Origin of the sequence: Lacrimispora sanguinis (assembly GCF_044987295.1) — a bacterium.
Classification (GTDB): domain Bacteria; phylum Bacillota; class Clostridia; order Lachnospirales; family Lachnospiraceae; genus Lacrimispora; species Lacrimispora celerecrescens_B.
Genome location: NZ_CP173277.1, coordinates 176,404 through 189,721, shown reverse-complemented (window position 1 = coordinate 189,721; position 13,318 = coordinate 176,404). Strand labels below are relative to the sequence as shown.

Here is a 13,318-nt window from a genome sequence, read left to right as displayed (position 1 = left end):
TCCTTTTACTGTTGTCTTTTTTCACTAAGCTCCGGCCATATGGTAGCCAGCATGGTAATAAAGCAGGCTCCGCCACCGATTAAATTGGAAACTGGTTCCGCCATAAAGACTCCTGCTGTGCCATTGCGAAGCAAGCCAGGAAGGATGAGGATCAGAGGAATCACGATCACCACTTTGCGGAAGATGGAGAAAAATACCGCTTTTTTTGCTTTTCCCAGGGCCACAAACACAGACTGACCGGCAAACTGCAGGGACATGAAAAAAAAGCCGAAGTAATAGATCCGCATCGCAGGAACACCTGCCTGTAACAGTGCTTCTTCCTGATTGAAGATCCGGATGAAAAACTCCGTAAAGCCATGGACCAGCCCCCACATGACCGTGGTATATGTAATGGAAACTACAGATGTAAAAATAATTGCCCGCTTTACCCGGTTGTATTTTTTTGCCCCGTAATTAAAGCCCATGACCGGCTGTGCGCCGTTGGTAATTCCGCTTACAGGCATGGAAATAACCTCCCGGACTGAATTGATTACAGTCATAACTCCCACATACAAATCGCCGCCATAGTGCTGCAAGGATGCATTATACATGATCTGCACCAGGCTGTTGGTAATGGACATGGTAAAGCCTGACATTCCAAGGGCAATGATATCTTTTACCCGGTGTTTTCTCAAACGAAAGCAGGATGTCCTCAGCTTTAAAATGGCTTTCTTTCCTGTTAGGAATTTGACAATCCAGAGTGCAGAAAGAAACTGAGACAATATGGTCGCAAGGGCCGCACCTCTTACTCCCATACCCAGAACAAAAATAAATATGGGGTCTAAAATAATATTGGCAACCGCTCCCAAAAGAACCGTCACCATCCCCATCGTTCCAAATCCCTGAGAGTTGATAAAGGTGTTCATCCCAAGGCCAATCATGACGAAAACATTACCAAGCAGATAAATGCTGATGTATTGATCCGCATAAGGATAAGTAAGATCGCTGGCACCAAACAAGTATAGCATGGGCTTTTTTAAAACAAGACCCAAAACGGTAAGACCTAAACCAAAGGCCACCAGAAGAATGAAGGAATTTCCCATGATCTTCTCCGCTTCCTTTTCATTCCCCCGTCCCCTCTCAATGGAGCACAAAGGCGCACCGCCCATGCCGAATAAATTGGCAAAGGCTATGACTATGGAAATGATGGGAAGGCACAAGCCAAGCCCTGTTAATGCCATTGTTGCATTTTCCGGAATCCTTCCTATGTAAATTCTGTCAACGATGTTGTAAAGCACATTGATCAGCTGGGCCAATGTCATAGGGACGGCCAGCTTTAATATGTTTTCCACCACGTTTCCTTTTGAAAAATCATTCTTTGTATCTGCCATTTTAATATTATCTCCTTACCTGTTTTATCATAACATCTTCCTTCTGATTTTGCATCCAGTTTTTCCCTATAAAATCCTGTAACAGCAATTAATACATATTAACAGAGTTTCCTATCCCTTAAATAGGCTTATCTTCCATAACCATTCTGTCAAGATCCTTGTTACAAGAACTTGCCCGGTTCCCGGCTCCATGCTATGATTGAATCAGATATTTATTTGAGGAGGAGGACCCCATATGAAAATCAGCCGGATTGGCGGGGTGATTGCAGCCGCCAGCAAAAAAGATGCGGAACCATTGCTGCAGATCGGGACAATCCCCATAATAAAGCGTATTGTTATATCCTTTCAACAGGCGGGAATTTTTCCCATTGTTGTCGTAACCGGAGCAGAGGAGGATGAAGTAAAATACCAGTTATCTAGCTATGGTGTGATCTTTATCCGCAATGAGAACTGTGAGCAGCCAGAACTTATTGACTCCGTAAAAATAGGCCTGAAATATTTACTGGGGAAATGTGACCGGATGGTTTTTACACCGGTAAATGTACCCATGTTCACTCCTGCTACTTTAAATAGCCTGATGGCCGCTAACGGAGATATTATAACGCCTTCCTGCAAGGGCAAAGGCGGCCATCCCATCATTCTTTCAGAATCAGTTGTTCCCGAAATCATTGCTTTCTCTGGAATCGGAGGGTTAAAGACGGCCATTTCTTCAATGCCCGACCGCCGTATCTTTCTACCGGTGGATGACCCCGGGATTTTTATCAGTGTACGGGACTGCCGTCAATTGGAGGACTATCTGGCAGAGCACAACCGGGCGCTTCTCCATCCTACCGTTCAGTTAAACCTCCAAAAGGAATCCGTTTTCTTTAATACAAGAATCAAGCTTCTGCTGTATCTGATCCTTGACACCCATTCCGTCCGCAGTGCCTGTGACCGCATGGCCTTATCCTACGGGAAAGCCTGGGACATGTTAAATAAGCTGGAAGAAGAAACGGGATATCCCATTGCAGAGCGGAAACATGGAGGCAAACGCGGTGGAAATACCACCCTGACTCCTCAGGGCATCCAGTTCTTAAAGACATGGCAGAAGCTGGAGGATAATATATTTCAGTTTACACAAAAGGAGTTTTCCTCCCTGTTTTGTGACAACGGATTATTCCGGTAAAGCGAGTGCTTCCCAGGAAGAATTTGAAACATACATAACCCCCTTTTATAATGGCATTATAATCATAGTGTCGTTATGGAAGGGGGATTTTTTATGCTTGGGTCCAGTTCTGCCTGCGGCCTTATACTGGCCGCAGGATTATCCAGCCGCATGGGGGATTTTAAGCCGCTGATGCCGTTTCGGGGAAAAACCCTGATTGAAAGCACCATCGACAGCATGCTGGCCGCAGGAGTGAAACAGATCGTAATCGTTCTGGGTTACCGGGGAAATGAAATTGAATCAGTTCTTCGCCTTCATTATGGGAAAGAAATTATTTACGCCTGCAACCCTCACTATGAAACTACCGATATGCTGACTTCCATAAAATACGGTCTTCGCTCCATGCCCCATTGCAAAGCATTTTTTCTGCTCCCAGGTGACATGCCGGTTGTTAAAAAAAACACATTCCTTAAACTTTTAAAAGCCCGGCCAGACGACCAGCCCTCTGTCCTCTTTCCCACATTGGGAGGATATCGGAAGCACCCTCCTTTGATTGATTACAGATTCCGTGACATCATACTGCAATTTGAAGGAGAAGGCGGTCTGCGCCAGTTATGGAAGCAGCAGGAAGATTCCATCATCCACGTACCGGTAGATGATGACGGGGTATGGATGGATCTGGACACCATGGAAGATTATGAAGTCTGCATCAGCCGGTTTTGTCCGGTCAAACTTTAAAAGGAGGTAATGAAACAATGGAAAACATCAGTCAGCCAGTAGTTAAAAAAGACCATGAGGCAAAGATGGCGGGCCGCTCTGTTTACGTAGGCGATTATGAAAATGACGGGGTTCTGGTAGGAAAAATGCTTCGTTCCAAGCTGGCCCGTGCAAGGCTTTCCGCCGTGAACATCCCACCGCTTCCCAACGGCTATTTTTATGTTGATAAGTCTGATGTTCCCGGTGATAATCATGTAAACATCGTCATGGACGATACGCCTGTTTATGCCCGGGAAACGGTAGAATACATCGGCGAGCCCATTGGTATGGTAGTAGGGCCGGAAGAAGCGGTGGTTGACCGCATTCTAGGCGAGATCCAGGTTTCCTATGAAGAACTGGAACCTGTCCTGGACCTTGGCAATGCGGATACCGTATTCTTTGACTATGAATATGGCAAAGGAAATATGGAGAAGGCCTTTGCTGAAGCCGATAAGATCTATGAAGAAGAATTCACCACCGGATATCAGGACCAGACCTATTTAGAAACCCAGGGAATGATGGCGGAACCTGAGGAAAACGGAACAATGTTCATCCACGGCTCTCTCCAATGCGCCTATTACGTGCACGGAGCCGTTATGCGGGCCCTTGGCTGCGGACCGGATCAGGTACATATCAAACAGGATGTGACCGGAGGAGGCTTCGGCGGAAAAGAAGCATTTCCGTCAATCCTGGGCTGTCAGGTAGCTGTTGCTGCCAAAAAGGCCGGTGCTCCCGTCCGCTGCATCTTTGACCGCCGGGAAGATTTAGAATTCACCTCAAAACGCCACCCTTCCCTCTGCAAATATAAGGTTGCCGTTAAGAACGGCAAAGTGACCGCCATGGACATAGATGTAAAATTCAACAGCGGAGCTTACACCACCCTGTCTGCCGTGGTTCTTCAACGGGGAATTATCTGTTCAAACGGAATCTATAACATTGAAAATCTCCATGTAAGAGGAAGGGCCTTAAAAACCAACACCACTCCCAATGGAGCCTACCGCGGCTTTGGCGCCCCTCAGACATTTTTTGCAGTTGAAATGATGATGGACCACATTGCAATGGATCTTGGAATCGATAGTCTGGAATTTAAGGAAAAACACATTGTGAAACAAGGGGATTCCACTTCCACCTCCGGAAAATACCATTTTCCTGTCCCCATTCCTTCCATGATCGAAGAAATCGACCAGGAATGTGATTACCGCAGAAAGCGCCGGGAATATGCGAAGCCTCAGACCGGACGGTACCGCAGAGGAATCGGAATTTCCATGCATTTTCATGGGGCCGGGTTTACCGGTTCCGGGGAACGGGACATTATCAAAGCCGTATGCAGGCTTCACAAATATCCCGACGGCACGGTAGAAATCCTGGCTTCCAACGGTGAAATCGGCCAGGGACTGCGTACCACGTTTCCTAAAATCGTTGCCAGGGAATTAAACCTTCCTCTTGATAAGGTTTATTACGATCATCCGGATACGGCCCGGGTTCCGGACTCCGGCCCTACTGTTGCCTCCCGCTCCCTTATGGTTGTAGGGGAACTCCTCCGCCGCTGTGCCATTAAGCTGCGCACCCAATGGAAGGACGGAGAAGATCAGATGGTGGAAGAACGGTTTAAAGAACCTGATTTTGTCATTCCTTTCTACCTGGATAAATTCCAGGGCGATGCTTATCCCACCTATGCCTGGGGAGTCAACGCCTTAGAAGTAGAGGTAGATACCTATACAGGGCTGACGAAGATTCTTGGGGCTTACGGCAATTTTGACGTTGGCACTCCCATTGACTACAACATTGTCATGGGACAGATGGAAGGCGGATTCCTTCAGGGGATCGGTTATGCTTCCACCGAATATATGGATTACGACCAGAAAGGAAGAATCCGAAACAATTCTTTCTCTGATTATTTAATACCCACTTCCGCCGATGTGACGAACCTAACATGCATGCTGCATGTGGAAAAATACCCGGACGGACCCTATGGGGCCAAAGGAGCCGGAGAACTGCCTCTGGTAGGGGTTCCTGCCGCTTATGTAGAGGCTGTGGAACAGGCCCTTGGGCATGGAGTCAAGCTGAACCGCGCCCCATTTACAGCAGAAGATACCATGAAAGTGATTATGAAGGAGGGGTTATAATGGAGGCAATCAATTTTCTGTTAAACGGAGAGGAAACTGCTTATGACGGCAGCGCTGCAGACCGTCTTCTGGATGTTTTAAGAGATTCCTTCCGTATGACCAGTGTTAAATGCGGATGCAAGGAAGGAGAATGCGGCGCCTGTTCCGTCCTGATGAACGGAATTCTGGTAAACTCCTGCTGTGTTGCTATGGGTGCCGCAGAGGGAGCTAACATTGTCACTCTGGAAGGTTTTCGAAAGACGGAGCGCTTTGCCGTATTAAATAAAGCCTTTGCTGCTACTTCGGCGGTGCAGTGCGGTTTTTGTATTCCAGGAATGGTAATGGCGGCCGAAGCCCTTTTAAGTAAGATTCCCAATCCCACAGACAGCCAGATAAGGGAAGGACTATCCGGTAACCTGTGCCGCTGTACCGGGTATAACGCCATTGTAAATGCAATTCATATCGCCGCAAAGGAGGGAAATGGATTATGGTAAATGGATATCGACCAGCTTCCTTGCAGGAAGCACTGGAAATAAAGAAAACTACCGATGCCGTTCCTTATGCAGGCGGCACTGACCTGATGGTGGAAAACAGAAAAGGAGTCTCCTATCTTTTCTTAAACGGATTGGAGGAATTAAGGCATATCCAGGAGGAAGGGGATTACATTTCCATCGGTTCCTGCGTCACCTTTACAGAGGCGCTGGAATCTGACTTAATTCACCCGCTTATGAAAGAAGCTGTTGCACAAATTGCCGCCCCTGCAATCCGGAATACGGGAACCTTTGGCGGCAATATCGGAAACGGGTCTGCCAAGGCCGATTCCGTGCTGATCCTTTTTGTCTGCGGCGCAAAAATACGTCTTGCCTCTGTCCACGGTCAGCGGACCGTAAACATGGAAGATTTTTATCTGGGAAGAAAAAAACTGGATTTGAAGCCGGAGGAACTGATTGTAGAGATACTCCTCCCTAAACGGGGCCTGGATAACTATTATTATAAAAAAGTCGGTGGGCGAAACGCTCTTGCCATTTCCCGTGTTTCATTTGCCGGTCTCCTGACTGTAGAAAATGGACGGATCCAACAGATGGCTGCCGCATTTGGCGCCGTGTCCGATACCGTTCTCCGCTTTCAGGATTTAGAAGACAGACTATCAGGAAAAACCCTCGATGAAGCCAGTGCTATCAAAGAAGAGCTGCTGTCTGCTTACGGGGAACGCCTTGTATTAACCAGAGGCCGCGTATCTGCAGAATACCGCAAAGCAGTCTGTATGAACCTGCTTAAGGATTTCTTAGAAGAAAAAGGCATTTAGCCGGAAGGAGTTTGCACATGTACATATTGCACATCAATGGGCAGGACTACGAAACACCCCACGACAAAAAGCTGCTGCGTTTCTTGCGGGATGATCTTCGTCTCACAGCTACAAAGGATGGATGCAGTGAAGGAGCCTGCGGAACCTGTACCGTTCTTATTGACGGAAAAAAAGTAAAGGCCTGTGTTCCCAAAATCAGCACGCTGGAGGAAAAAAACATTCTTACTGTAGAAGGAATTGCCCCGGAAGAAATGAAGGTTTATGAACACTGCTTTGCAGAGGCCGGTGCCGTTCAATGCGGCTTCTGTATTCCTGGCATGGTCATTTCCGCCAAAAGTCTTCTGGATACAAATCTCACTCCTACAAGAGCGGAAGTTAAAAAGGCAATCAAGGGCAATTTATGCCGCTGTACCGGTTATAAAAAGATTGAAGATGCCATTCTTCTGGCGGCTGACTTTTTCAGAGAGAAACTGGAGATCCCACAGTCTCCTACTGCCCTGCACATGAATGAACACTTTAAGCGCATTGACGCTGCTGAAAAAGTAAACGGAACGGGAATCTTTGCCGATGATATGTATCTGCCTGGCATGCTGTATGCCAAGTGTCTGTATTCCAAGTATCCAAGAGCCATGATCAACCGGATCGACGTATCAAAAGCTCTGGAGCATCCGGATTGTGTGGAAATCCTGACGAAAAAGGATGTGCCATGCAATAAGATCGGCCACATCAAGCAGGACTGGGATGTTCTCATGGGCGAAGGAGATATTACCCGTTACGTTGGAAATGCCCTGGCAGTCATTGCAGCGACCCGTGCAGAAGCCTTGGAAGAAATCCTGGCTCTCATTGACGTTGATTATACGGAGCTTCCTGCCATCACCAGCCCTTATGAGGCTTTAAAGGGGGATGCTCCTCTCATTCACGAAGACGGCAACATTATGAGCCGTGCCAACCTGGTGCGGGGAAATGCAGATGAAGCCATAAAAAATTCAAAATATGTAGTAACAAGAAAATACAAAACCTCCTGGCAGGAGCATGGTTTCATGGAACCGGAGTGCTGCGTGGCACTTCCCGAAGGGGATGACGGCCTGCTGATTTACACCACCAGCCAGTCCATATATGACGTTCAGAGAGAATGTGCTCAGATGCTTAACCTTCCAAAGGAAAAGGTCCATTGCCATGCACCTTTAGTGGGCGGCGGTTTTGGAGGCAAGGAGGATATGTCTGTACAGCAGTATGCTGCCTTAATGGCCTGGTACACCAGAAAACCCATTAAGGTCAAATACAGCCGCCAGGAATCCCTAAATTATCATGTAAAACGCCATCCAATGGAAATGGAATTCACCACAGCCTGTGATGAAAACGGCCGTCTGACTGCTATGAAGGGTGTCATCATTGCCGATACGGGAGCTTATGCTTCTCTGGGAGGCCCAGTGCTCCACCGCGCCTGCACTCATGCAGCCGGCCCTTATAACTATCAGAACATTGACATCTTTGGTATGTCCGTTTATACCAACAACGTGGTTTCCGGCGCTTTCCGGGGATTTGGCGTGACCCAGAGCTGTTTTGCAACGGAAATGAATATCAACCTGCTAGCAGAAATGGCTGGTCTTGATCCCTGGGAAATCCGCCGGCTAAATGCCATCAAGCCAGGCGATATCCTTCCAAATGGACAGACCGCTGACCCTAATACCAATATGGAAGCCTGCCTTGACGCTGTAAAGGATATCTATTATTCCAATCCATACGCCGGAATTGCCTGCGGCTTTAAAAACGCAGGAACCGGAATGGGTAAAATGGATGTCGGCCGTGTTCTTCTTTCCGTTGAGGAGGGAAAGGTTCACATCCGTACCTCCGCCTCCTGTATGGGCCAGGGAATCGGTCAAATGGCTTTAACCGAAATTTGTCATGCATCAGGACTTGATCCTGCCCTTTTTATCTATGAAGCAGCGGATACCGTAAGGACACCTAACTCCGGAACCTCCACAGCTTCCCGACAGACGGTTGTTACAGGAGAAGCAGCCCGCAGAGCCGGTGAAAAGCTAAAATGCGCCTTAGACAGCGGAAACAGCCTGGCAGACTTAGAAGGTCACGAATTCTTCGGAGAATATTCTGCTCAGACAGATCCACTTGGAGCCATCAAGGATAATCCTGTAAGCCACGTATCTTATTCCTACGGGACTCAGGTAATTATTTTAAATGAAGAAGGAAAAATCACCAAGGCAGTATCTGCCTTTGACGTGGGAACTCCAGTAAACATTGGGTCCGTGGAAGGCCAGATTGAAGGCGGTATGATCATGGGAATCGGTTACGGCGTCACAGAAGAGTTTAAATGTGAAAACGGATATCCTGCCAGCAAATTCGGTACCATCGGATTTATGAGAGCAGACGAAGCACCTGAACTGGAAGTCATTCTCTGCCAGCCAAAGGAAGAGGATAAACTGCCTTACTCCTTTGGTGCCAAAGGATGCGGGGAATTGTGCATGATCCCCACCTCTCCCGCCTGTGCTCATGCTTATTACAGGCTGGATGGAGTATTCAGACAAAGTCTGCCGTTAAAGAACACATATTATAGAAAGAAATAGTGGAACTTAACACTCCCCGCTGCAAGAAACAGATAGAGTTTCTTGCAGCGGGGAGTATTTTCCTTTATTGCAGCAGCAATTTCGCATAAAAAGCAGTCTGATTCTGATTGGTCATGATCTTTGCTGCAGTTTGAAGCTTTTCCTGAGCTTCCTGGCCTGATATCATGGTTTGCTCAGCTGGTTCTATGGAATTGCCGACGTTTATATAAGACATACCACAGGGTATGGTTGTGGTAACCAATTTGGCAGTTTCATAGCAGTCTCTAAAATATCTTCCAAGGGTTTCTCCGGACAGGCCTTTCGTATTGCCTTTGATGAAACAGCCTCGTACGGATATGGAACGTAATTTTCTGGCTTCTGCGGCTAATTGGGATATTTCTTCCACTCGAAAGCCCGTCATTGTTCCATCGTCATATGCTTCTGCTATCACGGCAATTCCTATCACTTCCAGATGCCCCGGAGCCAGATTTCCGGCTGCCGCTTCATTGATCAGCTCTATCTCTTTTAAACTGGAAGCAACGAACCTGCATGTCCCAATGACTGCTTTTATGGCTGCCGCCTCTTTATCAAGAGCCTGGAAATAAATATCGTTCCTGTCCATACCGGCCAGCGAGGCCAGATGAACAGAGCCGCAATCTTCTGCCTCCAGAGCCCAGCCCTTCTTTATCAGATACTTCATAGTTTCTGTATTCACTTCTCCCTTATAGAGATATTGAAAGCCGGGAAGCATCTCTAGGACTGATTCGGCCTTTTTTATTCGATCATTCATATGGGTCTTCTCCTTATCCTTTTATATTACTTTCAGAATAACCGATTTGGATCTTATTTCAAGTTCTTTTTCCATAGATATCGGGGTATAGGAAAAACCTCCTGACCAAGGCCAGGAGGTTTCTTTTGCTTACATAAGTGATTTATAAAGTTTGATGATATCTTCCAGGCTGGCTTCCCTTGGGTTTCCCGGAGCGCAGGCATCTGCTGCTGCGGATTCTGCAAGGAACTGCACATCCTCCTCTTTTACAATCTGGGTCAAATCAGCCGGTATCCCTACATCTGCAGACAGTTTTTTGACCGAATCAACCGCTGCTTTGCGGAATTCTTCTTCCGTCATGCTCTCAGTTCCTTCCACGCCCATTGCCCTTGCGATATCCCGGTACTTCTCACCGGTTGTTTCGGCGTTATACTCCATGATGGTTGGAAGAAGAATGGCGTTTGCCACCCCGTGAGGCGTGTCATAGACAGCGCCAAGCGCATGTGCCATGGAATGCACGATACCAAGACCGCAGTTTGAAAATCCCATTCCCGTAATGTATTGGCCTAGTGCCATGCCTTCCCGGCCTTCGGCGGTGTTTTCCACGGCTCCTCTTAAGCTTTTTCCAATTAACTCAACTGCCTTTAAATTGAACATATCTGTGATGGGATTGGCACCCTTTGTAATATAACCTTCGATTGCATGGGTCAAGGCGTCCATGCCTGTAGCGGCCGTCAGACCCTTTGGCATGCTGGACATCATGTCCGGATCAACGATGGCTACGATGGGAATATCATGAGGATCTACGCAGACAAATTTGCGTTTCTTTTCCACATCAGTGATCACGTAGTTGATGGTAACTTCCGCTGCCGTACCTGCCGTGGTGGGAACGGCGATGATCGGTATGCTTGGCTTTTTGGTTGGAGCCACTCCCTCTAAGCTTCTCACATCTTCATATTCCGGATTTGCAATGATGATGCCAATGGCTTTTGCGGTATCCATGGAAGAGCCGCCGCCAACCGCTATGATATAGTCCGCTCCTGACGCTTTAAATGCTTCTACCCCTGTCTGGACATTTTCTATGGTCGGGTTCGGCTTGATATCGGAGTAAATCTCATAATCCATTCCGTTTTCTTCCAGGATCTTTGTGATCTTTGAGGTTACGTTAAATTTGATTAAATCGGGGTCAGATGCTAGAAATGCCTTCTGAAATCCTCTTCTTTTTACCTCGCCTGGAATCTCCTTAATTGCACCGGAGCCGTGGTATGATGTTTCGTTTAATACAATCCTGTTTGCCATGATAACCTCTCCTTCTCCTTAATAAATTGACATGTTATTATGTTATAATTTTAACAACATGTAGGCATAAAATAAAGTTACAATCCATATGCTTTGTAACAATTGTTACAAAATACACAAACTGTAACTTTTACTTTATGGCAATCATGACTAAATCAGGCCTGCTTCTGAAAATACCGTTTCCAGCTTGGGCGGCATAGCTTCTGTCAGACTTTCCGCCATCTCGGACGGAGTCTGCTTCATGCCCGAAAGGACCCATTTCACCGTCATATATACGGAGCCTCTGCAATACATCTCAAGAAGAAACTGGATTTCCTCAGAAAGCATTTCCTGTCTCTTTCTGGTAATGAGTTCCGTATAAAATCCCATGATCAGTTCAAAATCATGTTCTTTTAAAGAATTATAATCGTCAGAACGGAACGCCTCCGTAAAGAATACCTTTTCCTTCTTGATGAATTCGAATTTTTCCTTCAGGCTCTGGCGTACGGTTTTATCCACCCCGATCTGTGCAAAGGATTCCAGAACCAGCTTGTCAAAATACCAGTTGATCAAATCGTATTTATCTTTAAAATTACGGTAAAAGGTTTGTCTGGTCATCCCGCATCCATCCACAATGTTCTGGACCGTAATCTTATCAACGGGCTTGGCTTTCATGCAATCCTTTATGGAATCAGCCAGACGATATTTTGTTTTTTCACTTTTCCTTGGATTGTCAGTCATGTTCCGCTCCTGTCCTGTTCATTCTACTTCATCTATTTTACCATAGGTTCCCAGGTTTGTGAACACTCTCATACTCGGATAGTCTCCTGACTTGCCATTTAAAGCTTTGTAATGTCCATGGTATACACAGGTCCTCCATACGTATAGTAACTCCTTAAATCCACCTCATGAAGGACTCCGTCAATCTTAACCACAGCCGGAATATCCCGTTCTATATATTCCAGGCTCAAGCGGTTTTTGATGCAGTAATTTTCCAGGACAGAGTAAAATTCTTCCTTAGTGCCCGGCTTTTCATTTAAATCAATGACAAGGGTACGTCCTCCCTTTGCGTGATTCAGTTCATTGGCAGTACGCTTTGCATAAAGGTAATTTAACGCCCATCTCCCCACAAGCACCACAGCATCCGATAAGATCATGTATCTTAAATAATCCGGAAGAAATGCTGCAAGAAACAATAAGAGAACTAATAAAATATCAAACCAGTACATAAAAGCCATACCCCGCAGCCAGCTTAAATCCAATTCAGGTAGCCGTTTAAAGAACTGAAGCAGGCAGCCTGCCGCAAAATAAATGACAAAAAATAGCCCCAAGCGGTCCATAACAATCTCCAGCCCTTGTCTGTCGGAGAAAAGCCAAAGTCCCATTAAAGCACCTACAAATAAAATCATCCCCAGATCGGCTCCGGCAAACAGAATTTCCCAAAAAATCTCTCTTTTTCCCTCGTTCTTATTCATAATGCCTCACCTCCAAAATCCTGTCTTTTACCTCTTTTAAATATTTCCTGGAAATATAAGTTACCTGGGAATTTATCATAGAGACCTTCATAAGCCCATTTAGCATAGGAGTATAGGTCCTTACCTTATCGATATTCATGATCACAGACTTGGATATCCGGATAAAATTAGACGGAAGAAGCCGCTCCAGTTCGTAAAGTCTCCTATTTGTCTCATAGGTTTCCTCTTTCGTATGGACCACCTGCTTTTCATTCACCGTTTCAATCAAATAAATCTCAGGACTCGGGACCCTGCAGATCTTTTCTTCCCTCTGGCACAAGAGTGTTACCGTACGGAACAAATCCTGTTCCAGATATTCTACAAGGCGGTCCACCGCCTCATCCCGCTCATGGATGCACAGATCGGCAGATTCTTCCACTTCATGACTGACTGTTTTAATTTTAATTTTCATACTGCTTCCTCCTGACTGCCAGTTCATCATATCATATTCGAACCGGTTTTTACAGGGATTATAGGTAAGTGGCCGGTTTTAAACGGTAAGAAGCTCACCTATG

General features: G+C 46.4%; 12 protein-coding genes. 6 read left to right on the top strand and 6 right to left on the bottom strand.

Features of this window, described 5'->3' with window-relative positions:
- Nucleotides 1–5: 5 nt before the first annotated feature.
- Entirely contained in the window at nt 6–1,370 is a 1,365-nt protein-coding gene (locus ACHZES_RS00850) for an MATE family efflux transporter (protein WP_395547303.1), read from the bottom strand.
- Between the two features lie 235 nt (nt 1,371–1,605).
- Between ACHZES_RS00850 and ACHZES_RS00845 the strand changes: the two genes are divergently transcribed.
- From ACHZES_RS00845 to xdh, 6 genes are all read left to right on the top strand, one after another.
- Nucleotides 1,606–2,535 carry an NTP transferase domain-containing protein gene (locus ACHZES_RS00845; RefSeq protein ID WP_395547304.1) on the top strand — a complete coding sequence of 310 codons (930 nt, stop codon included), beginning with the start codon at nt 1,606–1,608 and terminating at the stop codon, nt 2,533–2,535.
- Between the two features lie 93 nt (nt 2,536–2,628).
- Nucleotides 2,629–3,252 (top strand): NTP transferase domain-containing protein, encoded by a 624-nt coding sequence (locus ACHZES_RS00840; RefSeq protein ID WP_395547305.1) that lies wholly within the window; start codon nt 2,629–2,631, stop codon nt 3,250–3,252.
- Between the two features lie 17 nt (nt 3,253–3,269).
- A complete protein-coding gene (locus ACHZES_RS00835) occupies nt 3,270–5,396 on the top strand; it encodes a xanthine dehydrogenase family protein molybdopterin-binding subunit (RefSeq protein ID WP_395547306.1) in 2,127 nt (708 codons plus the stop codon).
- A complete protein-coding gene (locus tag ACHZES_RS00830) occupies nt 5,396–5,869 on the top strand; it encodes a (2Fe-2S)-binding protein (protein ID WP_154520830.1) in 474 nt (157 codons plus the stop codon). Before ACHZES_RS00835 ends, ACHZES_RS00830 begins: the two co-directional genes overlap by 1 nt.
- On the top strand, nt 5,863–6,681 hold the full coding sequence (locus ACHZES_RS00825; RefSeq protein WP_395547307.1) for an FAD binding domain-containing protein: 819 nt from the start codon (nt 5,863–5,865) through the stop codon (nt 6,679–6,681). Before ACHZES_RS00830 ends, ACHZES_RS00825 begins: the two co-directional genes overlap by 7 nt.
- 17 nt (nt 6,682–6,698) lie before the next feature.
- Nucleotides 6,699–9,263: a selenium-dependent xanthine dehydrogenase gene (xdh, locus tag ACHZES_RS00820; protein WP_395547309.1), complete on the top strand. Its 2,565-nt coding sequence runs from the start codon at nt 6,699–6,701 to the stop codon at nt 9,261–9,263.
- A gap of 64 nt (nt 9,264–9,327) precedes the next feature.
- Here the strand turns inward: xdh and ACHZES_RS00815 are convergent, their stop codons facing one another.
- The 5 genes from ACHZES_RS00815 to ACHZES_RS00795 all read right to left on the bottom strand — a co-directional run bounded on the left by ACHZES_RS00815 (nt 9,328) and on the right by ACHZES_RS00795 (nt 13,215).
- Entirely contained in the window at nt 9,328–10,032 is a 705-nt protein-coding gene (locus ACHZES_RS00815; RefSeq protein ID WP_395547310.1) for a hypothetical protein, read from the bottom strand.
- A 129-nt stretch (nt 10,033–10,161) separates the two neighbouring features.
- Nucleotides 10,162–11,310 (bottom strand): lactaldehyde reductase, encoded by a 1,149-nt coding sequence (gene fucO / locus ACHZES_RS00810; protein WP_395547311.1) that lies wholly within the window; start codon nt 11,308–11,310, stop codon nt 10,162–10,164.
- Nucleotides 11,311–11,460: 150 nt separating this feature from the next.
- Complete coding sequence (locus ACHZES_RS00805) at nt 11,461–12,030, bottom strand: TetR/AcrR family transcriptional regulator C-terminal domain-containing protein (protein WP_038284631.1); 570 nt, start codon at nt 12,028–12,030, stop codon at nt 11,461–11,463.
- A 98-nt stretch (nt 12,031–12,128) separates the two neighbouring features.
- The gene (locus ACHZES_RS00800) at nt 12,129–12,764 is read right to left on the bottom strand and encodes a DUF4318 domain-containing protein (RefSeq protein ID WP_395547312.1); all 636 of its coding nucleotides are present in this window, start codon (nt 12,762–12,764) and stop codon (nt 12,129–12,131) included.
- The gene (locus tag ACHZES_RS00795) at nt 12,757–13,215 is read right to left on the bottom strand and encodes a LytTR family DNA-binding domain-containing protein (protein WP_395547313.1); all 459 of its coding nucleotides are present in this window, start codon (nt 13,213–13,215) and stop codon (nt 12,757–12,759) included. Before ACHZES_RS00795 ends, ACHZES_RS00800 begins: the two co-directional genes overlap by 8 nt.
- Between the last annotated feature and the right edge of the window lie 103 nt (nt 13,216–13,318).